Genomic DNA, 26,358 nt, shown 5'->3' with positions numbered 1-26,358 from the left:
CATAAGGTAGAAGTCTTTTTCTTGTCTATTATCTTGATGCTATATTTTTAAGATATCGTCCTAAATACGTGATTATAATAACTTGAATTGGTATATTAATAGCCGCCGATAAAATTCTACTAGGTAAAATTACAATAACACCTTTATTGTATAACTGAGATAACCAATAGGTGTTTAATCCAATAGAAATTACTAAATAGCAAGTAATTACCATGATAGCAACCTTAACTGTAGAAAATACATTTGTCTTTATATCCTTCTTTTTAAAATACATTACATAAAGACCAGATATAACACCCCATAATGATGAACTCAATGTAAATCCTAAATGTGGTGGACCTTGAGGATTAATCATAATACCCAATAAGTCAGCAGCAATACCAGATACTCCTCCAATTATTGGTCCAAACAACATTCCGCTTAACATTATTGGAGTCTCACCAAATCCTATTCTCAATGTAGGAAGTATCATGATGGATCCAAATCTTGTTAAAGCAATGGAAAGTGCTACTAAAAATGCTGCTTGAGTTAGAGTTCTTGTCTTAACCTTTTTGCTTATATTCATTTTATATCCTCCTTTCTTTTGTTAGTGACAGGCAACTGCCACACTAAAGTTAAGGAGTCTCTTTAATGTTTCAGCGGACGCGGTTAAAGAATCGCAGATTTTGTCTTTCGTTTAAGGGCAACTTCCCATCCCTTAACACTTGACGCTCTTTACCTACTCTGTCTAACTAACTAACTTATTATAACTTATAATACTAATTAAGTAAATCCTTATTATTACTTTTTTTAATATATTCTGTTATGTTATATGAACCAATAAATGTTGCCATAATAAATGAGATTATTCCCATGATTTTATAATACATAGGATAGGCTGATAAATATCCAGTTATATAAAATATAACTGCTAAAAAATACAATTTAACTATCTTATCTTTACTGAGAAAGTTGAAGTTCTTTTTTGCTTCTTCTTTCTTCTCATAATATCTATTTATAATATAATCTTCTATATCTTCGTCAGGTGAAATTCCTTTTTCTTCTTCAAGCTTTACTCTATATTCATTTTGAATCTCCTTTATCTTCTTATTTTTTGATTCTAAAAATAATTTTCTCAGATAGATTGTCATAAATATTCCAAATATTAAACTTATAAAAACCGATACGAAGAAATTCTTTATCAATTTATTTATTAATATAACTAGTCCAATCCATATAATAATACCTAAAGCTATTTTATCCATAGCATCTGCTCTTATGGTCTTTCCATTTTTCATTTGTTTTGTATAGAAATTGTCCAAAACTTTTTGTCTTTCATTTTTTTTACTTATTTCCCTTAAATGTTTAAATATCCTTTTCATCCTTTCCTCTTCCTTTCCTAGTTATGACATAACCTATAATCTGTATTATTGCCACAAAAGATAAAAAGGATAACCCAATATTTATAGCCATAGAGCTAAAAAACTCCTCTGGTAACATTTGAATAAGTAAGTCTGTATTAGGATCCAGTAACCAAAGATCATTGGTAAAGAATATATAATGAAAATAAGTAAAATATTTATTGAAATCAAAAAGTATCATAATACCTAATAAACCTAAAGCAATCCAGTTTATAAATAAACCTTTATAAATAAAATTTCCTAATATTTTTCTTTCTTTATTTATTATAAAATACATAATTATAGTAAAGGATATTATGAGGAATATATATTTTAATGTAAATCCATTCTTAAAAAGAATTTTTACATCCTTCATATGCAGAATTTCTCGTTCATTAAAATCAAGTTCTAAAACTTCCTCTTCTGATTTTCCATTTAAATAATCCAATAAATTCTCTGTAATATTATGTAATTCTTGAATACTTTTTCCCGTTGTCTCCGTAATATTATATTTATTATAAGAATTAATATAATATTTTGTATTAAAAGCATTTATTTCAACTGCCGTTAAAAGACAAAATAAAGATAAAGTACATACTAAAATAATTAAAGCTATTTTTTTCAAATCTATTCCCCCCTAAATAAACTTTACTATATATTACCACATATTCTCTGAAAAATATAAGGATTGAGAAAATTTTCTCAATCCTTATATTCTACCCCATTGCCTTTTCTAATTTATCTAAATATTTAATTGGAAAAACCCTTAAAAGTTCTTTATACTGTTCCACTGATAATCCCTGAACAGTTGTATATATTTCAATTTTGGTATCTAAGTCTGCTGCTATAAATCTGTCCCTTATTTCTTGAAAAGTTTCATTTGTTTCCATTTCAATGCCTCCTTTTTATCCTCTATGTTTATTATGTTTAATACTTAATCTTTTATACTAATAACTATTTAATTGTTGCCTACTTTCTAGCTTAATTTAAACTCTAATTTGAATATTTAAACTAATATATGGAAACAATATTTCAATATCATATAAGTTCTATGAGATTCTTGGAGGTGTTTTATGGAAAATATTTCTCAAATTGGTGTTACAACCATTAGAAAAGAAGCTTGGGATAAAGTAACAGGTAATGCTAAATATAATTCTGATGATATACGACCTAATACATTACAAGCAAAAATTCTTACAAGTACTATTGCACATGGATTAATTAAATCTATTAATATAGAAAAAGCATTGAATTCTAAAGGTGTTCAAGCTGTAATAACTGGAGATTATTATCCTGCCTTAACAGGAAGTATTATTAATGATAGACCTCCTATTGCCAAAGACAAGGTTAGATACTTTGGAGAACCAGTAGCAGTAGTTATTGCAAATAGTGAAGAAGAAGCAATGGCAGGAGTCAATCTTATTGAAGTAGAATATACACCACTACCAGTAGTTGCATCAGTTACTGAGGCATTGAAACCTAATGCTACTCTTATACATGAAAATCTAGGTTATTATTATTGTCCTGATTATACTGTATATCCTGTGGCACATACAAATATAGCAGACCATGTAAAAATAAGAAAAGGAAATATGGATTTAGGTTGGAGTGAAAGTGATGTAATAGTTGAGTCAACCTTATATCTTCCCAAATCTGACCATTTAGCAATGGAAACTAGAAATACCATGGCTGAAATTACACCAAGCGGTATAGTAAATATATATACATCATCTCAATCACCTTTTGCAGTTAAAGAAGAATTAAATAAAATCTATAAGATTCCTGAAGGTAATATAATTGTCCATACTCCTTTAGTTGGCGGAGCTTTTGGAGGAAAGGCTGCAATTCATTTAGAATATCTTGCATATTTGGCTTCTTCTGCTGTAGATGGTAGAATGGTTAGAATAACAAATACAAGAGAAGATGATATAACTATATCACCATCTAAAATAGCTGCCGAAGGCAAATTAAAAATAGGTGCAACAAAGGATGGTATAATAAAAGCCTTAGAATGTACTTACTATATTGATTGTGGAGCATATGCAGATACAGGTCCTCGTATGGCTAAATCCATTGCCATTGATTGCAGTGGTCCATATAATATAGAAAATATTCACTGTGACTCCATTAGTGTATATACAAATCATGGCTATGTTACTTCCCTTAGAGGATTTGGTCATGGAGTATGTACTTTTGGTATAGAAAGACTATTAGATAAACTAGCATCAAAATTAAATATGGATCCATTTGATATAAGAATTAAAAATGCAATAGCTGAGGGGAATAAGTCTCCAACACAGGATATAATTACACTTAGCAATACTGGAAATATAACAGCTTGCCTTCTTAAACTAAAACAAGTTATGAATTGGAATGAAGGCAACATAATAAAAACTGATAAAGGAACTATTATCACTAAAGGAATTGCCTCTCTTTGGAAAACTTCCAACTCACCTACTAATGCCAGTTCTGGTGTTGTACTTACATTAAATGATGATGGAAGTATAAACTTAAATTTTGGTGCATCGGAAATTGGTCCTGGAATGAAAACCACAATAGCTCAAATATTAGCCGAAAGAATGAAAATGGATGTTGAAAATATTCATGTTTTTATGGATGTAAATACTCAAATTACTCCAAAACATTGGAAAACTGTGGCTAGTATGACAACTTTTATGGTAGGAAATGCAGTTTTAAATGCAGCAAAAGACTTAATCAATCAATTAAAGGAAATAGGTGGTATAGCTCTTAAATGTTCTCAAGATGATTTAGAAATTGCTAATCAAAAAATATATGTAGTTCATAGACCTGATATTTTTATAAGTTTTAAGGATTTAGTCAATGGATACCAATATTCCAGTGGCAAATCTATATATGGACAAATAATTGCTAAAGGAAGTTATATTACAAGTGGTCTAACTCCATTGGATAAAGAAACTGGTAAAGGAAAATCTGCTAATTCTTGGACTGTAGCTGCACAGGCTGTAGAAATAGAATATAATCCAGAAAATTATTCCTATAGACTTTTAAAGGCTGCTACAGTAATAGATGCTGGTAAAGTAATTAACCCTAAGGCAGCACGAGGAGTAGTAATGGGTGGTATGAGTATGGGACTAGGTTTAGCCACTAGAGAAGATCTTATATATGATAAAGAAGCAATACTTCAAAATTCATCTTTAAGAACATATAAACTTCTAAGATTTGGGGAAAATCCTGAATATATAGTAGACTTCATAGAAACCCCACAGATTGATGCACCCTATGGTGCTAGAGGAATTGCTGAACATGGTACTATTGGAATACCTGCTGCTTTTGCCAATGCCATGTCCCTAGCAGTGGGAACTGAATTTGATACATTACCAATTTCTAATGAAGTAATATGGAAAACTAAAACTGGAGGTAAATATGATAGCTTTTGATTTTGAGTATTATAAACCAGATACAGTTGAAGATGCTGTAAAACTATATAATAAACTTAATTCCAATGGTAAAAAGCCTATTTATTACGGTGGTGGAACAGAATTTATATCCATGGCAAGAATGAATAATAGATATACTGAAGCAGTAATTGATATAAAAGGAATTCCAGAATGTAATGTCCATGAAATTAAAAACAATAAACTTATAATGGGCTCAGCCATAACTCTTACAGACATTTCAGAAGCAAATTATTTCCCACTTTTAGGATATATAGTTAGAAGAATTGCAGACCATACTATACAGGATAAGATTACACTAGGAGGCAATTTAATGGGTACAATTATATATAGAGAATCTATCTTAGCCCTTCTTTTGTCCAATTGTGATATTGTACTTCAAGGTAGTAAGGGAAAGAGAGTAGTTCCTATATCTGATATATGTGATAAAAAGATAGGTATAGAAGATGATGAAATATTAATTCAAGTAATAGTAGATGAAAGATTCCTTAGTCTTCCATACCTTCATGTAAAAAGAACAAAACATGAAAAAATAGATTATCCTTTAATTACAATGGCAGCAATTAAAGATAAAAATAGAACTTTAATAAGTTTTAGTGGCTTATGTGAATATCCTTTTAGATCTTTAAAAATTGAGGAAATATTAAACGATTCCTCCCTATCTAAAAAAGAAAAAATAAAAAAAGTGATTGAAAGTATTACTGATAAAATATTGCATGATATTGGAGGGTCTTCAGAATATAGAAAGTTTATGTTAGGGGACATTTTATCTAGAGCTTTTGATAAATTTCAGGAGGTCGGCTAAATGTTTGAAATATTAAATCCTACTATAATAACTCTAAATATCAATGGTGAAGATAGAGATGTAATGGTAAAGCCTTCCCATACATTATTATATACCTTGAGAAATGAACTTGGATTAACAGGTGCAAAGCCAGGATGTGAAAATGGAGACTGTGGTGCCTGTACAGTTTTAGTCGACGATTGGCCTATAAAATCTTGCCTTATGCTTACTGTGGAAGCCATTGGAAAGAAAGTATTAACAGTGGAAGGACTAAAAAATGCTCCAATCCAAAAAGCCTTTGTTGAAAACTTTGGATTTCAATGTGGTTATTGTACATCAGGATTTTTAATGGTATGTCATTCCCTATCTAAGATTCGGCCCAATGCAGATGATGCAGAAATACAAGACTGGCTTCAATCAAATCTATGTAGATGTACGGGATATGAAGAAATTGAAGATGCTGTAAAATCTATTTTAGTTAAGGATATTTAAAAATACTAGATGAGTTTTCATCTAGTATTTTTTCTATATTGATATTGAAACAATCCAATGCTCTATTCCCAATTCTCTAATGCTTATATTTATAGATATGTCTTTAAGTACAATTAGGCTTACTCTTTAAAGTAAGCCTAATTTATATTACAACTAATATTCTAACTTATAAACAATCTCGCCTTCAACAATTCTACCATCTGGTGTAAATCCCATGCTTTCATACATTGATTTTGCCCATTGGTTTTCAGGTTCAAAACTAATATAAATGATATGATGTTCCTTATCTTCTTTAATTCTATTTACAAGTAATTCCATTGCCTGTCGCCCATATCCCTTTGATTGATATTTGATATCTATCATAACTCTATATATCCAGTATTCATTATCAATGCTGTCCATACAATACATAAGAAATCCTATAGGAGTTTTATCTTTATATATAGCAAGGGGAATACATTCTGGCTGTACTTTAGACTGAGCAATTGAAAAAGTATTAGATGCTACAAATTCCTCTTGTTCTTTTGTTACCTTAAGCTTTGTAATTTCCCAAAAATTTTCTGAGTCAATATCTATTAGTTTTAACATACATACTATCTCCCTTTAGGTAATAGATCTTATAAAACTATACTCAGTTCACATGGTTAATTGAAAAGAATATAATTTATAAAACAATCACCTCATAATTTTTTTCTATAATTTTGGCTATCATAAAATTACCTCCTTTCGTAATATTAACCAGTATTTTCATAATAACAAAAACTGGATCTACAGTCAATTATTAACTAACACTTCAACTTTAAAGAACATTTTTTAGATAATTTGTTAAAAACTCATTGACCTGTTTAATCATACTAAAAATTATTTATTTCTTCTCTTTATTTTGCTTTTTTGTTATTACATAACTAACCATATGAATTCTAGAATTCATATGGTTAGTTATGTAATTATTCAATTTAACTTTTAAACTATAGAGTTAAAATCTTTTCTTTTCCAAATGGTGAGTCTTCTAATCGAACAAAGAAACCTTGATTATGTTTACAAACTGGACAAATCTGTGGTGCTCCAGTAGCATTATGAATATGTCCACAGCTCAAACAGATATATTCAATAGGTGTTTCATTTTCAAATAGTTTATTGTTTTGCACTAGTTCTGCATACCTTTCAAAACGCTGACTGTGTACTTTTTCAATTTTGGCTATCATATGAAAAGATGCTGCTATATCTGGGAATCCTTCTTCTTTAGCCTTATCACCGAAGGATTTGTAAATTGTGTCATGTTCGGCTGCTTCATGCTTCGCAGCAAGTTGTAAAAGTTCTAGAATATTATTTGAATTATCAATTGGATAATCAGCAGTTATGGAAATTTCCTGTCCATTGAACTCCTTTAAGTGATTATAGAATACTTCAGCATGTTCTTTTTCTTGATTAGCAGTATAATGAAAAAGCCAATATAGAACTTCTAGATTTTGCATTCTTGCTTGAGTAGCGGCAAGTTCATAACGTCTCCAAGCTTGACATTCTCCTGCAAAGGCTTTTAAAAGATTTTCTTTTGTAATACTGTCTTTCAATGTAATCATTTTTTATTCCTCCTAATTTTATTTACCATTAGTATTCCAAATTTTTCATTGTTTATTAAGAAAAAAGGTACGAAAGTCATTGCTTTCGTACCTTAAAATAAGCTTTATTATTTATAAATATCACGATCTCACTATACTATCTCTTAATAATATAATAGCTTATAGCATGGTCTACTTCAAATCCACATGATTTATATAAATTAAGGGCATTATCATTATCAGTATCCACTTGAAGAATGACTTTTTCAGCACCCATTTTTATTAACCTTTCAACAGACCACATAAGCAATTCTTTTCCATATCCTTTTCCTCTATATTGTGAAAGCACTCCTAAGCCATATATACCTCCTACTCCATCAATTAATTCTATTCTAACACTTCCTATTCCTATATTGTTTAATTCCGCAATAAAAAGACTGCCATTTTCTATGCTCTCTGTAATAACCATATCTTCTTTTATTTCTATGTCAAAAAAATCTTTCGTCATAATAGCTATTTCTCCAGCATCATTTTTTGATGCATTTCTAATATTAAGACTATGCTCTAATGACTTTGGAAACAAATCCTTATTTAGAATCATATCATATTCAGAATGATGGTATTCTTTACTGACTTTCTTTATAAAATTAATTCCCAAAGATGAATTATTATCACAAAGCACAAGTATTTTATGATTATTTCTTTTTTTAAGCTCGGCTTCAACTAAATTATGCAATTGAGTAAAAATTCCTCTATTTCTATACTCTGGATGAACTAATCCGCTTATTTCTAGAACCCCTTGCTCAAACTCACTTATTCCTATATATCCTATGAGTTCATTACTATTATAGTACATAAATTCATTAATACTAATTATTCCTATATTACTCTGTTTAACGTTTCTCAACTTATAATCCAGCTCTAGCTTAAATGAAATTTTATCATGTTCAATGCAAATCTTCTCCAATTTCTTTATATCATGATATTCAGCCTCATCAAAGTTGTTTTTCAAAACAATTCTTGGAATCTCTATTATACTAATTTTAACTCATCTCCTTAATAAATCATATTAAACTCTATAAATATCCCTATGCCATTTGACTTCTTATTTCTTCTTCATTCTCTAGCATAAATTGATAACTCTTATCCATAAATTTATCTATAGAATTATTTTTATATATGTCATCTAGATAATCATACAATAGCCTACCTTTAATAGACATTTTATAAAAATAGGGATAAGCATTTCCACTTTCATAATAAGGATTAATTCTATTAAATTCCTTATCATTTAGAATCTGTTCTACTACAGCCTCACTTAAAACCCAAATTAAACTTGGAGATTCATATTGCTCATATGTATCCTTGTACTTACGATTCCATAAGTAAAACCATAGATAATGAACAATCTCATGCAAAGCAGACCCTATTGACCCCTTATCACTATTCATATAAAATACATCAAAAATACATTCCTTTAAGTGTCTAGGGCTTATGGGATTTAATGTTATATTACATACTAGATTGTTAAAAACCTCCCCAGTATCAAATTCAAATATGGAAGAAAAACGATCATTAATTAATTTTTCATAATGATTCCAACTTTCTTGATATGAAACAACCTTACTTTGTATTTCCTTTTCCCTACATTGGTACAATTCAATAACTGTTCCCAAAATTTCTTCCATAATATCCTTATTATTGTCATTTTTATTAAATGAGTCTTTGAACTTCAACAATTCTGGGAAAAAATGAAATATTGGTTCACTCCAATATCCATCCTGTTTTATAAATTCCGAAATCGATTCTGCAGAATATTTATATCCTGGGTCTTTATATACCAGCTTCATTGTAACAGCCCCCTTGTGATGTATTATAATATTTCATATTTAATTCCTTTTAAATTTCCATTTATCTCTCAGTTAAATGATCTTTACTTTATAATATCATACTTTCACTCATTAAATAACCATAAAATGCACCTTCAAAAGTTAAAATCATTTTCTAGCTTTTGAGGTGCATTTTAAAAATAGATGATCATATTATTGATAATTATATTAGATTAGATTTTCTCACTGGAATCCATATTTCACTTTTATAGTCATGTTTGCTAGTATCCGAACTTTCATTCCAAAGGATCTCAGGACCACCAGTCAGTTCATAACCAGAAGTAGGAAACCACTCCCCATAAATACGTGCCCATGTATCCTGCAATGCTTTAGGAAACTCGCCAACAACAGAAAAGACTGCCCAACTAGTGGCATCTACCTCTAATACTTCCCAATGACCAGATACTTGTTTTGTAGTTGCAATTCCTATATACTGGTCAAGTTCACTACCTTCAACTGATCTTTCAGAAAAATTTGCTGATACACTTAATATACCACTAGGTTCAATATTACAAAGACTTTTTAAATATTTAATCCTTTCATCAGTTAAACTTTCTACTAGAGAATCCATCTGATGATTTACTCCTTCAAATATTAAGGTTATCCTCTTTTTAAGTCCTACAATTTTGAATGGGTCTTTTTCTACAATTCGATAGTCCATCTCATTGCCTCCTTTAATAGTTAATTGGAAAGTCATAGGAGGAAATGCTTTTAAAGTAGTGTTTCCTTTTTTTACATTAGATGGTGCTATACCATGCATTGCTTGAAAAGCTTTAGTAAAAGCATCAGGAGAGTTATAACCAAGCTGTAATGCCACATCAATAATTTTATTATCTTGGTTATTTAGCAAAACTGCAGCTAGTGATAATTTCCTGCGACGAATATACTCACCTAAGGACATTCCTGCAAGAAATGAAAACATACGTCGAAAATGATATTCTGAACAGCAAGCTATTCTAGACATTTCCTCAAAATCTATCTCTCCCATAAGATTTTCTTCAATATATGTCATTGCCTTATTCATTTGTAATATTATATTCATACCTATGACCTCCATTAAACTTATCATAGCAAAACTAAGAAGTAAGTACCCGACAATTCTGGTGCAACTATTGACTGTTTATATAAAAAACATATTCCTATAAATTAAAAGTTTAATTATATGTTAACAGATGGTTTTACTATATAGAGTTTATCACTATCCTTGTTTAATAGACTTAATCATTAACATCATTGGACGACGCATTTCATCTAACATACCCGAAATATCCATCATGTCATTACTTGGCATGGCTTCTTCCACTACTTCTAGCTGAAATCCAGCATTTATTAATCCCATCAATATCTGAGTCAATGTGTGATGCTGTTTTTTAACATTCTGCCCAAGAAAATTAGTCTCTCGCTCTCCAGAATAGAAGTAATCGTCTACAGGCCAATATTTTGGACTTCCATCAGAATTATAAATCCAATCTTGTTTTACACCTGCTGTAAAAACAGGATGTTCAATGTTAAGAAGAAAAACTCCATTGGATTTTAACGTCCTATATACATTTTTGAAAATTATTTCAACGTCTTCAATATAATGAAGCACCAAATTAGAAATCACACAGTCATATGAATCATTAGGATAATGATAATCATCTAGCCCACAGACTTGATATGTAATTTTCAAATCACCATTTTTTTCTTTTGCTTCATGTATCATTTTTTCACTTAAATCTATTCCCAATACTTGATTAGCACCACATTCCACAGCATATTTACAATGCCATCCATAGCCACATCCCAAATCCAGTACACTTTTATCCTTTAAATCTGGAAACAAAAGTTTAAACTGATACCACTCACCTGCTCCAGATAAGCCCTGTTGGCTTCGTGACATTTTACTATATTGTTCAAAGAATTGTTTATCATCATAAATGTTATTCATATAATTTCCTCCATGATTTTATCAATCCAATCTTTCACTTTCTTGTCATCAAAATCACTTGTTGCTTGAAATCCCGATAATATCTTTGAATTAGGACATTCTTTTGATATGTTGACTTCTATCTGACCAAATCCACCTCCACCATGGGTACAAAAGGGGATAACTTTCTTTCCATATAAGTCAACGCTACGCAAAAAGCTAAGTATTGGTGGTGCAAAAGATTTGAACCAATTAGGAGTTCCTACAAAAATATATTCATAATCATCTATTGATTCATTTCCAGAAATCAGCTTAGGGCAATATCCTCTTTCAATTTCATTTCTTACTTCTTTTGTAGCACCATTGTAAGTAAATGAATAAGGATTTTCTGGAATTATTTCTCTAATATCTCCATCTGTAATGATAGCTATATCTTCTGCTAAACTCTTTGTTGTATCTGAATAAGAGTAGTATACAACTAATATTTTACTCATAAAAGTACCTCCGAAATCCTACTATATATTTTATGTTTATTTTTCTCCATTATAAGCTGTAATATAGCATAACTGTCAAGTCTTTTAAAAAAATAATCATAGATATTCCTTCATAGTAATAGCAATGCTTATTTTAGTTAAATCAGTAAAACTAAACCGCCCTATAAGAGCGGTTTAGATGTATGCTGTAATTTTTCATTTTTCCTTATGGTTGCACTACCTGTCCTACCTAAGAACATTACGTTTATACCCATATAATTTAGAAAGTTAAGTCTATAATCATTTATTTCTCTTCCATTCTTTCTAATTTCTGAGCAATTGATTCAAGCCAATTACCCTCAAAAAATTCTATCATACCCCTATCACATGCAGCTGAAACTTTTGAATCAATGGGTAATTTTGCAAGAACCTTCAGATTATGTTTATCTGCTATTTCTTCAATATGACTATCTCCAAAAATCTGATAGTCTTTACCATTATCAGGACATTTGAAATAAGACATGTTTTCTACTAAACCAATAATGGGGATATTCATCATTTCTGCCATCTTAACGGCTTTTGATACTATCATAGATACCAGCTCTTGTGGAGAGGTTACGACAATAATCCCATCAACAGCAATGGACTGAAATACAGTAAGAGGGACATCTCCAGTACCTGGAGGCATATCTATAAACATGAAATCTATATCACTCCAGATAACATCAGTCCAAAATTGCTTTACTGTGCCAGCAATAATAGGCCCTCTCCATAGGACTGGGTCCGTATCGTTTTCTAAAATTAAATTAATAGACATAATGTCAATACCAGTCTTGGTTTTAACAGGAAATAACCCGAATTCACTACCTTTGGCTTTCTCTATGATACCAAATGCTTTAGGAATAGAAGGTCCAGTAATATCTGCATCAAGAATTGCAGTATGATAACCCATTCTGTTCATAGTAACTGCAAGCATAGAGGTAACAAGTGATTTACCAACTCCTCCTTTGCCACTAACAATACCAATGACCTTTTTAATACTGCTCATCTCGTGGGGTTTTTCGAAAAAATCAACTTTTTGTTCTTTTCTTTCTGCACAGTCCTCAGAGCAACTGCTACAGCTCTGGTTACAATTTTCGCTCATAATTTTATCTCCTTTATTTTATATTATTATTTCATTATCTACTGCCAAATAGTTAATGTTATTAACTATAAATGCTTCCAATTGATTGTTTTGCTACATTAGTAACTTTCACTGCCGTGGATAATTCACAGTATATATCTACAGTAGTCTTCCCGTTATTAATCACTTTTACTACGTTCAATTCAAAGGGGACTTTACCAATAAAAACTAATTGTCGTTTTTTATATAGTTTTTTTATCTTTTCTGTATTTTCCATATTAATATCGAATTCTTTATACATATTACTGTCTCAGCTCTACATTTCGCTTCTATTCTTGGAATTTTTTCCACATCAGTAATAATCCATATAGAACGTTTAACTACTTACTATTAAAATCATATTCATACTGTTAAGTCATACTAAAACTGATACCATGTTGAGATTATAAGCACCAAACAAGGTGTGTAAATCATCTGCTACGTCTCAGTCTACGACAATCTCGGATACATCCATTTCCTAATCCATCACAAAGCCGATATTCGCCTCCTTCAATCAACAGTACCTTTCCATTTACCAATGATTCAGCCAACTTTTTTCTGGCTTCCACATAGATGCCCTGAACTGTAGTCCGTGCAATATTCATCTGCTTGGCACACTCTTCTTGTGTAAAGCCTTCCAAATCAATAAGCCTTATTGTTTCGTACTGGTCAACTGTCATATTCACATAATTTCTTGTATCTGCAAGTGAATCAAGAGGACCAAATTTATTACTTTCTGGTAGGTAGCATACTTTTCTCCATTTCATTGGTCTTGGCATAATTTTATCACCTCATTTATAATTGAAATTAACTGGAGTATCCTCAAGTTATCTATAATCCTTTTATAGTTTCTAACATATGTATTTTCAATTTTTATTATACTCGGTTTATGACATATGTCAATAACTATTTATTTTTAACTTTCAATTTACAAAGGATATTATAAAAATGACTACTAATGAAGGAATGGCGTTCCTCTAACTAGCAGTCATTTTTCTTTACATTTTTATATATATTTCAACTCTGATTTAAACTCAACAGCCAATCAAATAACTTGCCATTCTATCTAACCCTGTCTGGCAAAATACTTGTTTTCCACTGTATCTTCAGACATTTGTCAATAGAAACCTTTTTTTATTTTAATGCAAACTCAATTATTGCTAATAACCATAAATGTAGTGGATAAAACACATAGAATAAATACTTGTTAAACTTATTATTTGATCCCCTTTCCCCATTATATAACATTATAAATGGAACAACAAATATAAGTAAGAAATCAGAATTAAACATTAACATCCTTATTGTCATTTCTAAAGTATCAAGTTGAACATAAGATATTGAGAATAATAACACAGACAATATCCAATATCCTATGACTGTCCTTTTCATATTCCCCCTAAAAAAATAAGTTATTAATACAAATGGTATCAAGGATATACCACCCTCTGTAAACAAACCTAATGGTATCAAGGCAATGGCTAAAATCCTCAATCCTAGTTTTATATTTCCCTTACTGTTCTTACTAAGTTCAAATATATTAATTATTGTAAATCCCAATGCTAGAGTCATAAAAATATTAAGATTAATATTAATATCTTTAGAACCTAGAACTTTATTTATTACAAAATTTCCTACTTCCATAAATATGGCCCAACCAAATAATCTGATATTATATTTAAGCTTATTTTTAGTATGAAATAATCCTTCTACCAGAAAGTAACCAAATAATGGAGCTACAAATCTTGAAAATGGATGAAACCATAAAGGAAAAATATCACTAAATGCAAAGTACAGATGATCCATTAACATTACCATAAGTGCAAAGCTTTTTAATTGAAACGCATTTAATCTTTTCAATTTCTTCCTCCTATTAAACTTGATTTTCAAACGCTGTTAATATGATAATATCTTTACTTAATTAAATGTAATATAGACTTCTTATAGTTTTCTACCGTCATAAGATATCCTATAGTTTGAATTACCAAAAATATTATAAAACCTCCAACGGTTGCTTTAGAATAATTTAAATTCAGCTTTGAGGCCAGAATCCATTTTTGTATAAATAAAAATATTGTAGCTATTATAAAAGGTATATACATTAGTAACCCTATATTTTTATAAATTATTGTTGAAAATTCTTTTTTTGACAATCCAGTCTTCATTAAATTCTTATATTTTATAGCTTCGCTTTCCTTTTCTGTGATTAATCGGAAATATATGATACTAGCAACAGCTAATATAAATATTATACTTAATGCACTACCAATATATAACATCAGATTTTTTGTCATCTTTTCTGTTTCATAAAGGCTACCAGCACTAAAGAAACCTACAAGATTTTCTCCATTATCTGTTACTATCTGTCTTAAACTATTAGCTGTAGCTAAATCCTCCTTCCAATTATGGACATTAAAAACATTTACTTCATTTATACTAAATTCTCTTTTATCTAGACTATTATAAAATTCATCCTCTATTACTAAAAGATTTGTAAAATAACCCTCAGGTGTAATCAGTCGTTCACCTTGTCCTATAATCTTTAAATCATCAATTGATTTTCCTTCTAAGATTTTTAAACTACTATTATCATTTAGATTAAAATTCCTCATCTTCTTTCCTGGTACTATGAATATTTCATTGCTGTTTAAATCCATTTGTTTTAAGTTCAATTTTTGGGCTGCCTTATTATATTCCCTCTCAGAAATAATACCTATATTTGTATAAGCTATATCTTTTAAAGACAAAATATCAAATTTTGATTTTACATATCCATCTTTTGTAGATAATGTATTTTCTAAAGCTTTTAATTTTTCTCTTATATTTACCGTATTTTCATTAACAATATATATATAATTGAATGGATAGCTTTCTAAGGTTTTAACCTCTACATCCTTTCTCATTCCATATAAAAGCGTAGTTACGGAGAAAGCAACAATTAATAAAATTGTTACCATGAATATCATATTTATATTAGTTCTAAATTTAGATTTAAACTCAGCTATTAAAAGCATATTAGTCTTCTTATAATAGTGTTTACTTTTAATAATTAATTCTAATACTAGCTTACTAATCACTATTATTAAAAAGTATAGGCTCACTAATCCAAGTAAAAAGATACCAAATATTCCTATGGTACTACTTAAAATTAATTCTATTTTTTTAAGAATAATTAAAATTATTAAAGCAAAGATTGATATAATACCTAGTGTCATAAAAAATGGCGATATCTTTATGTCCTTTTCATCTTTCTTATCTGATCTTAATAAGTTTAAAACTTTTTCTTTTCTTACGAATCTAGGTGATATAATAGATATTAAGAAAAATAATCCCAAAAACAGTCCAGATGTTAATATAATAGCTTTTATTGGAAGATACATATTGAAACCCTCTATTCCTAGGGTATAACTAGAAACCATAAGAGCAAGGGGGGTAAGGGCTAAACCTAAAATAATTGCTACAATAATTGCAACGACACCAACTAACATATTCTCTATAAATATCATTTTATTTATTTGTTTTTTGCTTGCACCGTTTAATATGAAAACCCCTAATATCTTTTGCTTATTTTTTAAAAAAGAACCTATAGAATAGGAGATAAAGAAAAAAGAAAACAAATAGATTAATATATTCCCTGCTCCCATAGCCATAGATAAAGATGAACCAGATTGAATCTTATCTAAATCTGGGTGAAACATGGAAACTGAAAATAAGAAAAACAATAGTACCGAAAATATACTACTTAAAAAATATGCTAAATATGTCCATTTATCTCTCCATACATTATTAAAAGCTAATCTTTTAAATGTCATCTATATTTCCCCCTAAGAAACTCAACATGTCTATTATTTTCTTATAAAATATAGATTTATTATCTCCTTTATGAATTTCATTATATAAATTTCCATCTTTTATAAAAATAACTCGATTGCAAAAACTTGCTATATAAGGATCATGAGTAACCATTAAAATAGATGTATTCAATTCTTCATTAATAGCAGTGAATATTTTCATAACATCTTTTGCGGCTTTAGTGTCTAAATTACCAGTAGGTTCATCAGCTAATAATAAAGATGGATTATGGATTAATGCCCTTGCTATGGCAATTCTCTGAGCTTGTCCTCCTGAGATTTCAAAGGTTCTTTTATTTAATATTTCTTTGATTCCTAAAAGTTTACTAATCTTATTAAGTCTTTCTTCTATAATCTCTAAACCTATATTATCTAGTACTAATGGTAAGATTATGTTTTCTTTTACTGTCAAAGTATTTACTAAATTAAAATCTTGAAAAACAAAACCTAGTTCACTCCTGCGAAATTTAGATAACTCTTCTTCTCCTAGTTTATGTGGATTTTTTCCATTTACTAAAACTTCACCAGTTGAAGGTTCATCTATAGTTGAAACACAATTTAATAAGGTAGTTTTACCACTACCAGAAGGGCCCATGACTCCTACAAATTCACCTTTCTTTAAGTTAAATTCGATTCTTTCTAATGCTGTATAATTAATCTTTCCTAGATAAATTTTAGAAAGATTTTTAACTTGTAAAACCATATGTTTTTCCTCCTTCTTGTTGTCCTAAACTATAAATCAATTATAGTTTATCTTTTGAGATCTTACTATTCAAATAAATTACAACCTCATTACATATTTGTAATAAAACAAAAAACCATGAATAATCATGATTTTTAAAAGTAAATACTAAATGTAGTTTTTCCATTTAGAACAGATTTTACTGTAATATTATGCGATAATAAGTCTAAAATTTTCTTTGTTATATAAAGTCCTACACCACTAGATTCTCCATATATCCTTCCATTTTCTCCTGTATAAAAAATATCAAATATCCTGTCTATATCACTAGAGGGTATTCCTATTCCTTCATTTGTTATATTTAAAATAGTATATTTAGTATTAATTTCAATATCAAATATTAATTTGCTATTTTTCTTACTATACTTTATTCCATTGGTTGTAATTTGATAAATAACATTTTTAATTTGCTTTTTATCTGTAAAAACAAATATATTTTCATTAATATTTACAGAAGGATAGATTGAATTCAAAATAAAAAAATCCTTTAATCCATTAATAACTTCTACCACTACAGTTCTTAAATTTATCTTTTCAATTTGCATATCTTTTTCAATGTCACTTAGTCTTAAAAAATTTAAAGTCTGAGATAGATAATAATTTAAGCTATTTACTTGAATTAAGACCTTTTTGAAATCTTCATTTTCTCCATTGTTTTGGGAAATCATGCTGATTACAGATAAAGGTGTTTTCATTTGATGAATGCTCTGATCTATAAATGTTTTATATTCTTTTTGAATACTTTCTAGCTCTAATACTTTGTTATTAAATATTTTAAAATATTCTCTTTGATTTAGTGAAAATTCTTCTTCTAAGCTTGATTTCGGATTGTTTAATAACATATCTTCAAGTTCCTTAGGTTTATTACATAAAATATTATAAATTCTATAATTTCTAAAATATTTAATAAATAAAAAAATAAATAGCTGAAAAAAACTTAAAAAAACAAAGTATTTAAAATTGTTTTCAATTCCTCCTAAAACCTCAATGATAACCCCTAAGCATATAAACACCGATATAAATAAAATTATAAAGGAAATATGATGTTTTATAAATAATTTCATTTACTGAACCTCCACAAGCCTATACCCTATCCCTCTTACAGACTCAATAAAGAATCTTGCATCTACCTCTGTCAATCTTTTTCTAATCCTTGTAATGTTTACATTTAGAGTATTTTCTTCTACGAACATTTCATCATCCCATAAAGCCCTTAGTAATTCTTCCCTAGAAATAACTTTAGGATAATTTTCTATAAATAAAGATAATAGTTCAACTTCCTTTTTAGTTAATCTTACTTCTTCATTGATATTCTTCAATGTTAGGGATTCACAATGTAGAGTTACATCCTTTAGGCTTAAGATTCTCTCCTTATTCATATGACTATAATCTCCATAAGCCCTTCTAATGTTTGCATTTATTTTTGCTATAACTATGTCTAATGAAAATGGTTTAATAATATAGTCATCAGCACCATTATCCATTGCATATACTTGCTCTAAATCTCCCGTTCTAGCAGATATAAATATTATAGGTAGATTGGATATATTCCTAATTTCTCTACACCAGAAAAAACCATCATATACAGGTAAATTTACATCTAAAAGGATTAAATCAGGTTCATATTTATTAAACTCATCTATTATATTTTCAAACTGTTTTATTATAAATACTTCGTAATTATATTTTTCAATATAAATTTTTAAACTCTCAGCTATAGAAATATCGTCTTCTATAATCATAATTTTATACATAATATTCCTCCTAGATTTATAATAAATTCCATATAAAACTATAACCTATGTAATTTACTATATAACTTACTTGATCAGTATGTTTCTTTCTAAAATCACTAAATTTTTCAGAGTAAAACTGACTCTTAATTTAATTATGCTACTTATCTGTATTATTATTAACTTCATTTATAAAGAACATATATCTAATTCGATAATTTTTCTTTTTAAAAGTAATGTGTACGATAAAGAATTCATATACATTATATAAACTCTAAACTAACAAATCAAGCTATCATTCCATTTGTACAATGCTGATTATCATATTTGGTTTCTATATTTAGTTTTTAATTATAAAGTACAATACTTTTCATTTAGAATACAAAAGACTATGATAAATTGATAATCCATCATAGTCTTTTTTAGTAAGTCCTTTATTTATAATATTTACCTGTACATTCTTTGATTTCCACCTCAATAACCCCTGTTCCCTTTACCATATTCTTAGGCAGAACTTCCCCAGAAAATTGAGGAGTATATTTATTTACTACTCTATTTAATATTTCTCTTTTTATATTGATATCCGTAAGAAGCCTTGCATGTCCTAATATAATAACACTATTATACTTAACATTTACATCACAGGCTACATCAATATCTTCACATAATAATCCTAACATTTCATGAACCTCAACACATACTTTAGAATTTAGCTTAATATTGTCGGTTTTCTTTCCCTTTGGCAATCCATGCATGTAAATTTTATCATTATAGTATACAAAATTCATTGGGACAGCATATGGAAATCCATCACTATTTTGAGTCACAAGGACACAGTCCAGTGATCTTTCCAATAAGTCATTTACTTGCTCTTTTGTTAACTGATGATTTTTCATTCTAAATTGCATAAAATTCCCCCTATTTTTTAACTCTATTCATTGTTAATCTGTAAATAAAACACCCATTTACTAATCATAAACCTTATAGTAAAATTGTATCATATACTGGATATGTTTAAAGTGCCAGTTTGATACTAAATGATGGATACAGTTTTCAAATATATTGTGAGGTGATTTTATAATTTATATTGATGAGAAATCTGAAATACCGATTTATCAACAAATCTATGAACAGATTAAGGAAGATATTATTAAGGGAATCCTGGTTGAAGGAGATAGACTTACTTCTACAAGAATATTAGCAAAGGAATTATATGTTTCTAGAAATACCATAGAGAATTCATATTCCCAACTTTCACTTGAGGGATATATTGAAAGTATTCCTGGATCAGGCTTTATTGTAAAAAATATAAATGAAGAATTTCCATTTTATCCAAATCAAGTCCTGGATGAATTACATGAAAATATAGAAAAAGATAATAATGAATCATCTTCATTTAATGATGATCCTTTATTATATAAATATAATTTTCAATATGGAATTTTTGATGATTCAATATTTCCATATTCACTATGGCGACGTTTGACTGCTAAGGCTCTTTCATCAATTGATTCTAAAAAAATCAACTTTTATAATCATAAACAAGGTGAGTTAGATTTACGAATGGAAATTATGAATTACCTTAAAGTCTTTAGGGCAGTCTCTTGTACTGCTGAACAAATAATTATTTGTTCAGGAAATCAGCATTCACTAGATTTAATATGCAAGATTTTTTCTAAACATAGCCCTAAAATTGCATTTGAAGAGCCTGGATATGATGGTGCTAGAATTGTATTTGAAAACAATAATTTTGAAGTTAATCCTATTCCTGTAAAAGCCCATGGAATAGACATGTTAGAATTAAAAAACACTTCAGCAAAACTTGTATATATTACACCTTCCCATCAGTTTCCCACTGGTGTTATTATGCCTATTCAAAATAGAATACATCTACTTCATTGGGCAACTCAGAATGATGGTGTTATTATAGAAGATGACTATGACAGTGAATTTAGATATCACTCTAGACCTATTCCTTCTCTCCAATCAATCGATAACAATGAAAGAGTCATTTATTTAGGTACCTTTTCAAAGGCATTATCACCAGGACTTCGCATGAGTTATATGATTTTACCTAAATGGCTATTACCTAAATACAATGAATTATTTAATGGATATTATCCAACAGTTCCATGGTTGCAACAAAAAATACTAAGTCTATATATGTCTGGTGGACACTGGGAAAGACACTTAAGAAAAGCACGACTTTCTTATAAAAAGAAACATGATACCTTAATACAAACACTCACTAATTTAATGGGCAATAAGGTTATAATACATGGTAATAATGCAGGTTTACACATAGTTTTAGAATTTATTAATGGAGAGAATCAAGATTGGTTGATTGAAAAAGCAAAAGCACATAAAATAAAAATTTATCCAATCTCACCATTTTGGTATATAAAAGAAAATTACTCAAACAATATGATACTTATGGGATTTAGCATGTTAAGTGAAGAAGAGATCATTGAAGCTATTACTATCTTGAAAAAGGTATGGTTTAGTTGAATGATATAAATTGTATCTCATAAATAAATCATTTATAGAACTACTGTTCCAGATGGATATGTTAATTCTGGTGTTGTAGGAGAAGATTTTTCTATTAAAAATATTAAAAGGTTTTAATCTTATTACAAGTTAAATATAACTATGTAAATTTTGCTAGATATAGAGGAGAATTTAATTTCTATTACTGGTGTTTCAGATTCATTGGATTACCAGCTTGTGTGACTACATCGGCAGAGAAACTTGACGGAATTAATGGAGTCCATATACGGCCAGGTGCAACTGCATTTACCCTAATGCCTTTACTTACTAAATTATTTGCTAATGCACGTGTAAAACCAACTATGGTAGCTTTAGTAGCAGAACCATATTAACTTATGGTCCTATTATTATATTTTATATAGTTTGCACTCCCAATTAACATTCCACTTTTTGAGAATTATTGGCGTTCTTTATTAAATCCTCTTCTATAATGTTATTTCTTGGCCAAAAGCATTTTTAATTAAAATATGCGTTTTTATATTTGAAGAAAATATTTTTATATGCTATAATCAGCTTGTAAAGGACTAAATATTAGAGGAATATAAGGGAGAGAATTTGATGTCCGAATTTGTTTTTAACTAAACCAACTAAATAGTTGTATCCTAAAAAGTATTTAAACCTATATTGTCTAGGTTTATTTGTTTATAACTTTTTTAGGATAAGTTAGAAACATGGATATCATTAAACCATACAATATATTAGAATAATTAGTGTTTATTAGAATTATTTTATATCAAATATGAATTTTTACATACCTTATATAATGTTATATTTTTTGTAGTTTAAATATTTTAATATGACTTTTAGCATATTACTTATTGGAATTCAATATAAGGTAGTATTTGACATATAATGTAAATGGTAAAAGGTTATAGTGACTTCGTGTTACTATAACCTTTTTTGTTTTTTGTTCATGTTTCTTTTTACTTTCAATATTGGCATAAATATAAACAATATTTTGTTTTTTATAAGCTATGTAATGAAATTTAAAATGATAAATATGGAGGACAACAAACAATGCTTAATTATATAGATGAAGTAAACAAGAATATAAATATTGAAGAAGGTAAGAAAGCTATAGAGAACATATTAATAACAATATACTTTAAAGAAGGGATTTCTACTAAAGAATTAGCAAGAGATAGTCTCTTACCTGTTCCTATAGTTGCAGCTATAAAAAAAGAATTTATTAAAAAAGAATTGGTTATTCAAGACCGTGGAACAAGACTTACAATAAAGGGTAGACATTTTATAGAGGAACAATTAGGGTTCAAAAAAATAAATATTGATTTATATATGAAACTATTAATAGAACCTTGGAAGGAACACAAAGAAATTATGGAAATAAGAGATGAACTACAGGAGCTCTTTGACAATCGTCCTCAGGCAGATGTCACTATAGATCAGTCAAAGTCCAGTATAGATACATCTTTAAAAAGGGCAATATTGTCTCTTAAAAATCATAACCTGGTAGGAAAAAAAATTTTGTGTTTGGGAGATGATGACCTAGTAAGTATAGCTTTAGGTTTTCTCCTAAAAAAACTTTTTAATAATATTCATCATACTACTAAAATTACTGTAATGGATATTGATAAAAGAATTATAGACTATATAAATGATATATCTATAAGAGAATCCCTCCCAATTAAGTGTGAATATGTAGATTTTAGGACTCCATTAGCGGATAATTTTAGAAATCAATTTGATTGTTTTTTTACAGATCCACCTTATACTCTTGAAGGAATGAATTTGTTTCTTTCAAGAGGGATAGAAGCCTTAAAAGACCATAGTGGGCTTACTATTTATTTTTCTTATGCTCACAAGTCTCCAGATTTTCAATTAACTATGCAAAAGTGTTTCTTTAGTATGGGACTTATAGTTTCAGAGGTAATGGCTAGGTTTAATACCTATGAAGGGGCTAGTATAATTGGGAACACAGGACAAATGATTGTTCTTAAGACTACTAATATAACTAAATCCTTAATAAAAACCTATTATAAAGGAGTTTTATATACTGGGGAACTGAAGGAAACAGTACGTTCCTATAGATGTAAACAATGTGATGAAATTATAAAGGTGGGATGTTCTGAAAAGTTTAATAATATAGAAACATTAAAATCAAAAGGTTGTTATAAATGTAATAGCCAAGTATTTGAGTTAATCCAGAGAAAAAATATGAATTAGTTAAATATAAAATAACCATAGAAAAGGAGAAGTTATGATTAAACAAAAACAATTAGGAAACCATCTTTTAATTGAATACTATGATTGTGATAGCGAAGTATTAAAAAATACATCACTAATAGAGAAACATATGATAGAAGCCGCTAAAATAGCTCAAGCTACAATTGTGGAAAGTGTATTTCACACATTTAGTCCTTGGGGAGTTAGTGGGGTTGTGGTTATTGAAGAATCACACCTAACTATTCATACTTGGCCTGAATATAAATATGCAGCCGTAGATTTGTTTACTTGTGGGAATACAATAAAGCCTTGGGTTGCTTTTAAGTTTTTAGAAGGAAAGTTAAAAGCAAAAAGAGCTGATTTAACAGAGATCTCTAGAGGAATAGTAGATCGGATTTTAGAAGATAACAAAAATCTTTTATAAATATCTTATATAACATCTTTATCATCCTCTTAAGATATGCTGGAGAATCTATCTACAAAATTTATTTGTTTAGGTTGTTTTCAAGGGTTAATTTTACTTTTGAAACAAAAGGTAATATCATAATTATTAAGTTATATAACAAGCATCACACCCGGATTTCATTAATTAATTTTATCAATATTAAATTATTTTATATAAAGATTTTTTATTATTCTTTTTTAGACCATGATGATATAATCAAAATTAATTGGAATAGCTAATTAATTTAATATGGAGGAAAAAAGATGAATATTAAACATAGTGTAGATCTAATCGAATCATATTTAGATTTAGATCGAAAACCAGTAGGAATTAAGTTTTTCTTTGATAAAGATGAATTTGATAATTTTGAAGTTCCTCAAAGAGATCGTAAAGTAACCTATTGCAATTCCGTACAGCTTGCAAGTAAAGGTAACTCTATGAAACTTACTAAAGAAAATCAAGGATGTCCTAATGGAGCAATGGCTTTAAAAATGAAAGAAGTGCCTGAGCCAATGGCAAGTGGAAAAGCAAGGTTTAGTAAAAATATTTATCATGATGTGGAAACATCAAAAAGCATCAGTGATGAAATGTTGTTCTTAAAAGAAGAGCCTGCGGGCATAGCAGTTATGCCTCTTGAAAATTATAAAGAGAATCCAGATGTTGTAGTTGTGGTGAGCAGTCCCTATAATGTTATGAGAATGATACAAGGACATGGCTATTTTAACGGTTACACGTCTAACTTAAGAACTGTTGGGCTACAAGCAGTTTGTCAAGATTTAACAACCTATCCTTATAACACTAAAGACATTAATATCACTTTATTATGTCCAGGAACTCGCCTAGTTGCAGATTGGCAAGCTGACGAAATAGGCATTGGTATTCCTTTTGAAAAGTGGTATGAAATTGTAGAAGGCGTTAAAGAAACAGCTAATCCTTTTGAAAGAGATAAAAAGAAGGAAGGTATTGAAAAAAGATTAGAAGAACGTGGATTAGATACTAGTGGTATCAAATTTAATGAGAATTATGATGATGGATCTTATACTGGCGGAAAAATTGAAATTAATAAATAGGTTTATCAAATAAAATACTTAATACTAAGAGGTAGTGTAAAATAATCTGTGCTTTTACGAAATGAAATTCTCTTTTCTGGCAAGAATCAAAATATGATTTGAACCAGAAAGGAGAATTTTTTATGTCAACATTACCAAAAGAAGTTTTAAGAAATATGATTAGTGATGGAAATTTAACAACACCAGGAGATCTTCATTCATATCTAAAGGATATGTTTAAAGATGTACTTCAAGAGATGTTAGAGGCAGAACTTGAGGCAGAATTAGGGTACTCTAAAGGAGATAAAAAGAATAAACAAACAGATAATAGGCGAAATGGCTATACCCAAAAGACTGTAAAAACTCAATTTGGTGAAATTCCACTAGAAGTACCAAGGGATAGAAATGGTGAGTTTGAGCCAATTGTAATACCTAAAAATAAAAGAGATATTTCTGGTATTGAAGAAAAGGTAATAGCTCTTTATGGAAGGGGTATGTCAACTAGAGATATACACGAACAGATAAAAGATATATATGGAATAGAAATATCAGCCGAAATGGTAAGCAAAATGACTGATGGAATAATTCCACATATAAAAGAATGGCAGAATAGACCCCTAAATCCAATATATCCATTTGTATTTATGGATGCAATACATTATAAAGTAAGAGAAGATGGACAGATAAAAAGCAAAGCAGCTTATGTAGTTTTATGTGTTAATT

The 26,358-nt window shown here is 29.0% G+C and carries 29 protein-coding genes and 1 riboswitch; of the genes, 8 read left to right on the top strand and 21 right to left on the bottom strand.

Annotated elements, in window-relative coordinates:
• Window positions 1–28: 28 nt before the first annotated feature.
• The 4 genes from FYJ83_RS07585 to FYJ83_RS19645 form a co-directional block, all read right to left on the bottom strand.
• Entirely contained in the window at window positions 29–565 is a 537-nt protein-coding gene (locus FYJ83_RS07585; RefSeq protein WP_154439728.1) for a folate family ECF transporter S component, read from the bottom strand.
• Window positions 566–634: 69 nt separating this feature from the next.
• A riboswitch (THF riboswitch) is annotated at window positions 635–728 on the bottom strand.
• A 30-nt stretch (window positions 729–758) separates the two neighbouring features.
• Window positions 759–1,361, bottom strand: a complete 603-nt coding sequence (locus FYJ83_RS07580) for a hypothetical protein (RefSeq protein ID WP_154439727.1) — start codon at window positions 1,359–1,361, stop codon at window positions 759–761.
• Entirely contained in the window at window positions 1,345–2,004 is a 660-nt protein-coding gene (locus FYJ83_RS07575; RefSeq protein WP_154439726.1) for a TIGR01906 family membrane protein, read from the bottom strand. Before FYJ83_RS07575 ends, FYJ83_RS07580 begins: the two co-directional genes overlap by 17 nt.
• Window positions 2,005–2,095: 91 nt before the next feature.
• A complete protein-coding gene (locus tag FYJ83_RS19645; RefSeq protein ID WP_195837947.1) occupies window positions 2,096–2,269 on the bottom strand; it encodes a hypothetical protein in 174 nt (57 codons plus the stop codon).
• Window positions 2,270–2,452: 183 nt separating this feature from the next.
• Here FYJ83_RS19645 and FYJ83_RS07570 point away from each other — a divergent pair, with 183 nt between their 5' ends.
• From FYJ83_RS07570 to FYJ83_RS07560, 3 genes are read left to right on the top strand one after another with little or no spacing between them, the layout of a single operon-like run.
• A complete protein-coding gene (locus FYJ83_RS07570; protein ID WP_154439725.1) occupies window positions 2,453–4,798 on the top strand; it encodes a xanthine dehydrogenase family protein molybdopterin-binding subunit in 2,346 nt (781 codons plus the stop codon).
• Window positions 4,785–5,621, top strand: coding sequence for an FAD binding domain-containing protein (locus FYJ83_RS07565; protein WP_154439724.1), 837 nt, complete (start codon window positions 4,785–4,787; stop codon window positions 5,619–5,621). Before FYJ83_RS07570 ends, FYJ83_RS07565 begins: the two co-directional genes overlap by 14 nt.
• Window positions 5,622–6,092 (top strand): (2Fe-2S)-binding protein, encoded by a 471-nt coding sequence (locus tag FYJ83_RS07560; RefSeq protein ID WP_154439723.1) that lies wholly within the window; start codon window positions 5,622–5,624, stop codon window positions 6,090–6,092.
• 153 nt (window positions 6,093–6,245) lie between these two features.
• On the opposite strand, the gene FYJ83_RS07555 is transcribed toward FYJ83_RS07560, so the two are convergent.
• The 16 genes from FYJ83_RS07555 to FYJ83_RS07480 form a co-directional block, all read right to left on the bottom strand.
• Window positions 6,246–6,680, bottom strand: a complete 435-nt coding sequence (locus tag FYJ83_RS07555; RefSeq protein ID WP_154439722.1) for a GNAT family N-acetyltransferase — start codon at window positions 6,678–6,680, stop codon at window positions 6,246–6,248.
• Between the two features lie 380 nt (window positions 6,681–7,060).
• Window positions 7,061–7,672 (bottom strand): rubrerythrin, encoded by a 612-nt coding sequence (gene rbr, locus FYJ83_RS07550; RefSeq protein WP_154439721.1) that lies wholly within the window; start codon window positions 7,670–7,672, stop codon window positions 7,061–7,063.
• Window positions 7,673–7,808: 136 nt separating this feature from the next.
• The gene (locus FYJ83_RS07545) at window positions 7,809–8,663 is read right to left on the bottom strand and encodes a GNAT family N-acetyltransferase (protein WP_154439720.1); all 855 of its coding nucleotides are present in this window, start codon (window positions 8,661–8,663) and stop codon (window positions 7,809–7,811) included.
• A 76-nt stretch (window positions 8,664–8,739) separates the two neighbouring features.
• Window positions 8,740–9,501: a hypothetical protein gene (locus FYJ83_RS07540; RefSeq protein ID WP_154439719.1), complete on the bottom strand. Its 762-nt coding sequence runs from the start codon at window positions 9,499–9,501 to the stop codon at window positions 8,740–8,742.
• Between the two features lie 202 nt (window positions 9,502–9,703).
• The gene (locus FYJ83_RS07535; protein WP_154439718.1) at window positions 9,704–10,582 is read right to left on the bottom strand and encodes an AraC family transcriptional regulator; all 879 of its coding nucleotides are present in this window, start codon (window positions 10,580–10,582) and stop codon (window positions 9,704–9,706) included.
• 156 nt (window positions 10,583–10,738) lie between these two features.
• Window positions 10,739–11,470, bottom strand: coding sequence for a class I SAM-dependent methyltransferase (locus tag FYJ83_RS07530; protein ID WP_154439717.1), 732 nt, complete (start codon window positions 11,468–11,470; stop codon window positions 10,739–10,741).
• A complete protein-coding gene (locus FYJ83_RS07525) occupies window positions 11,467–11,943 on the bottom strand; it encodes a flavodoxin (protein WP_154439716.1) in 477 nt (158 codons plus the stop codon). The genes FYJ83_RS07530 and FYJ83_RS07525 overlap by 4 nt, the downstream gene beginning before the upstream one ends.
• Window positions 11,944–12,226: 283 nt before the next feature.
• Window positions 12,227–13,066 (bottom strand): P-loop NTPase, encoded by an 840-nt coding sequence (locus tag FYJ83_RS07520; protein WP_154439715.1) that lies wholly within the window; start codon window positions 13,064–13,066, stop codon window positions 12,227–12,229.
• Window positions 13,067–13,127: 61 nt separating this feature from the next.
• Window positions 13,128–13,346 (bottom strand): hypothetical protein, encoded by a 219-nt coding sequence (locus FYJ83_RS07515; RefSeq protein ID WP_154439714.1) that lies wholly within the window; start codon window positions 13,344–13,346, stop codon window positions 13,128–13,130.
• Window positions 13,347–13,515: 169 nt separating this feature from the next.
• The gene (locus FYJ83_RS07510; protein ID WP_154439713.1) at window positions 13,516–13,863 is read right to left on the bottom strand and encodes a DUF134 domain-containing protein; all 348 of its coding nucleotides are present in this window, start codon (window positions 13,861–13,863) and stop codon (window positions 13,516–13,518) included.
• A gap of 355 nt (window positions 13,864–14,218) precedes the next feature.
• Entirely contained in the window at window positions 14,219–14,944 is a 726-nt protein-coding gene (locus FYJ83_RS07505) for a TraX family protein (protein WP_154439712.1), read from the bottom strand.
• A gap of 53 nt (window positions 14,945–14,997) precedes the next feature.
• Window positions 14,998–16,896: an ABC transporter permease gene (locus FYJ83_RS07500; RefSeq protein WP_154439711.1), complete on the bottom strand. Its 1,899-nt coding sequence runs from the start codon at window positions 16,894–16,896 to the stop codon at window positions 14,998–15,000.
• Window positions 16,886–17,638, bottom strand: coding sequence for an ABC transporter ATP-binding protein (locus FYJ83_RS07495; protein WP_154439710.1), 753 nt, complete (start codon window positions 17,636–17,638; stop codon window positions 16,886–16,888). The genes FYJ83_RS07500 and FYJ83_RS07495 overlap by 11 nt, the downstream gene beginning before the upstream one ends.
• A gap of 134 nt (window positions 17,639–17,772) precedes the next feature.
• Complete coding sequence (locus FYJ83_RS07490; protein WP_154439709.1) at window positions 17,773–18,741, bottom strand: sensor histidine kinase; 969 nt, start codon at window positions 18,739–18,741, stop codon at window positions 17,773–17,775.
• Entirely contained in the window at window positions 18,742–19,431 is a 690-nt protein-coding gene (locus FYJ83_RS07485; RefSeq protein ID WP_154439708.1) for a response regulator transcription factor, read from the bottom strand.
• Between the two features lie 413 nt (window positions 19,432–19,844).
• Complete coding sequence (locus FYJ83_RS07480; protein ID WP_154439707.1) at window positions 19,845–20,318, bottom strand: pyridoxamine 5'-phosphate oxidase family protein; 474 nt, start codon at window positions 20,316–20,318, stop codon at window positions 19,845–19,847.
• Window positions 20,319–20,487: 169 nt separating this feature from the next.
• Between FYJ83_RS07480 and pdxR the strand changes: the two genes are divergently transcribed.
• Window positions 20,488–21,918 (top strand): MocR-like pyridoxine biosynthesis transcription factor PdxR, encoded by a 1,431-nt coding sequence (gene pdxR, locus FYJ83_RS07475; RefSeq protein WP_216585959.1) that lies wholly within the window; start codon window positions 20,488–20,490, stop codon window positions 21,916–21,918.
• A gap of 181 nt (window positions 21,919–22,099) precedes the next feature.
• Here pdxR and FYJ83_RS07470 read toward each other — a convergent pair whose 3' ends face one another.
• The gene (locus FYJ83_RS07470; protein ID WP_216585960.1) at window positions 22,100–22,261 is read right to left on the bottom strand and encodes an SDR family oxidoreductase; all 162 of its coding nucleotides are present in this window, start codon (window positions 22,259–22,261) and stop codon (window positions 22,100–22,102) included.
• Between the two features lie 713 nt (window positions 22,262–22,974).
• Here FYJ83_RS07470 and FYJ83_RS07465 point away from each other — a divergent pair.
• The 4 genes from FYJ83_RS07465 to FYJ83_RS07450 all read left to right on the top strand — a co-directional run.
• On the top strand, window positions 22,975–24,141 hold the full coding sequence (locus tag FYJ83_RS07465) for a bis-aminopropyl spermidine synthase family protein (protein ID WP_154439706.1): 1,167 nt from the start codon (window positions 22,975–22,977) through the stop codon (window positions 24,139–24,141).
• Window positions 24,142–24,175: 34 nt separating this feature from the next.
• Window positions 24,176–24,565: an adenosylmethionine decarboxylase gene (gene speD / locus FYJ83_RS07460; protein ID WP_154439705.1), complete on the top strand. Its 390-nt coding sequence runs from the start codon at window positions 24,176–24,178 to the stop codon at window positions 24,563–24,565.
• A gap of 284 nt (window positions 24,566–24,849) precedes the next feature.
• Window positions 24,850–25,656 (top strand): DUF169 domain-containing protein, encoded by an 807-nt coding sequence (locus FYJ83_RS07455; RefSeq protein WP_154439704.1) that lies wholly within the window; start codon window positions 24,850–24,852, stop codon window positions 25,654–25,656.
• A 122-nt stretch (window positions 25,657–25,778) separates the two neighbouring features.
• Window positions 25,779–26,358 (top strand): IS256 family transposase (locus FYJ83_RS07450; protein WP_195837946.1); only part of this gene is annotated, 580 nt, incomplete at its 3' end.

Origin of the sequence: Tissierella pigra, assembly GCF_009695605.1 — a bacterium.
In the GTDB taxonomy this organism is placed as follows: domain Bacteria; phylum Bacillota; class Clostridia; order Tissierellales; family Tissierellaceae; genus Tissierella; species Tissierella pigra.
Note: the sequence above shows the minus strand (reverse complement) of the source record. Positions and strands in the feature narration are given on the sequence as shown.

Bases quoted from the DNA above. Each gene is read 5' to 3' on its own strand.
- FYJ83_RS07585 (WP_154439728.1), bottom strand. From the start codon at position 565: ATGAATATAAGCAAAAAGGTTAAGACAAGAACTCTAACTCAAGCAGCA.
- FYJ83_RS07580 (WP_154439727.1), bottom strand. From the start codon at position 1,361: ATGAAAAGGATATTTAAACATTTAAGGGAAATAAGTAAAAAAAATGAA.
- FYJ83_RS19645 (WP_195837947.1), bottom strand. From the start codon at position 2,269: ATGGAAACAAATGAAACTTTTCAAGAAATAAGGGACAGATTTATAGCA.
- FYJ83_RS07570 (WP_154439725.1), top strand. From the start codon at position 2,453: ATGGAAAATATTTCTCAAATTGGTGTTACAACCATTAGAAAAGAAGCT.
- FYJ83_RS07565 (WP_154439724.1), top strand. From the start codon at position 4,785: ATGATAGCTTTTGATTTTGAGTATTATAAACCAGATACAGTTGAAGAT.
- FYJ83_RS07560 (WP_154439723.1), top strand. From the start codon at position 5,622: ATGTTTGAAATATTAAATCCTACTATAATAACTCTAAATATCAATGGT.
- FYJ83_RS07555 (WP_154439722.1), bottom strand. From the start codon at position 6,680: ATGTTAAAACTAATAGATATTGACTCAGAAAATTTTTGGGAAATTACA.
- rbr (WP_154439721.1), bottom strand. From the start codon at position 7,672: ATGATTACATTGAAAGACAGTATTACAAAAGAAAATCTTTTAAAAGCC.
- FYJ83_RS07540 (WP_154439719.1), bottom strand. From the start codon at position 9,501: ATGAAGCTGGTATATAAAGACCCAGGATATAAATATTCTGCAGAATCG.
- FYJ83_RS07535 (WP_154439718.1), bottom strand. From the start codon at position 10,582: ATGAATATAATATTACAAATGAATAAGGCAATGACATATATTGAAGAA.
- FYJ83_RS07530 (WP_154439717.1), bottom strand. From the start codon at position 11,470: ATGAATAACATTTATGATGATAAACAATTCTTTGAACAATATAGTAAA.
- FYJ83_RS07525 (WP_154439716.1), bottom strand. From the start codon at position 11,943: ATGAGTAAAATATTAGTTGTATACTACTCTTATTCAGATACAACAAAG.
- FYJ83_RS07520 (WP_154439715.1), bottom strand. From the start codon at position 13,066: ATGAGCGAAAATTGTAACCAGAGCTGTAGCAGTTGCTCTGAGGACTGT.
- FYJ83_RS07515 (WP_154439714.1), bottom strand. From the start codon at position 13,346: ATGTATAAAGAATTCGATATTAATATGGAAAATACAGAAAAGATAAAA.
- FYJ83_RS07510 (WP_154439713.1), bottom strand. From the start codon at position 13,863: ATGCCAAGACCAATGAAATGGAGAAAAGTATGCTACCTACCAGAAAGT.
- FYJ83_RS07500 (WP_154439711.1), bottom strand. From the start codon at position 16,896: ATGACATTTAAAAGATTAGCTTTTAATAATGTATGGAGAGATAAATGG.
- FYJ83_RS07495 (WP_154439710.1), bottom strand. From the start codon at position 17,638: ATGGTTTTACAAGTTAAAAATCTTTCTAAAATTTATCTAGGAAAGATT.
- FYJ83_RS07490 (WP_154439709.1), bottom strand. From the start codon at position 18,741: ATGAAATTATTTATAAAACATCATATTTCCTTTATAATTTTATTTATA.
- FYJ83_RS07485 (WP_154439708.1), bottom strand. From the start codon at position 19,431: ATGTATAAAATTATGATTATAGAAGACGATATTTCTATAGCTGAGAGT.
- FYJ83_RS07480 (WP_154439707.1), bottom strand. From the start codon at position 20,318: ATGCAATTTAGAATGAAAAATCATCAGTTAACAAAAGAGCAAGTAAAT.
- FYJ83_RS07465 (WP_154439706.1), top strand. From the start codon at position 22,975: ATGCTTAATTATATAGATGAAGTAAACAAGAATATAAATATTGAAGAA.
- speD (WP_154439705.1), top strand. From the start codon at position 24,176: ATGATTAAACAAAAACAATTAGGAAACCATCTTTTAATTGAATACTAT.
- FYJ83_RS07455 (WP_154439704.1), top strand. From the start codon at position 24,850: ATGAATATTAAACATAGTGTAGATCTAATCGAATCATATTTAGATTTA.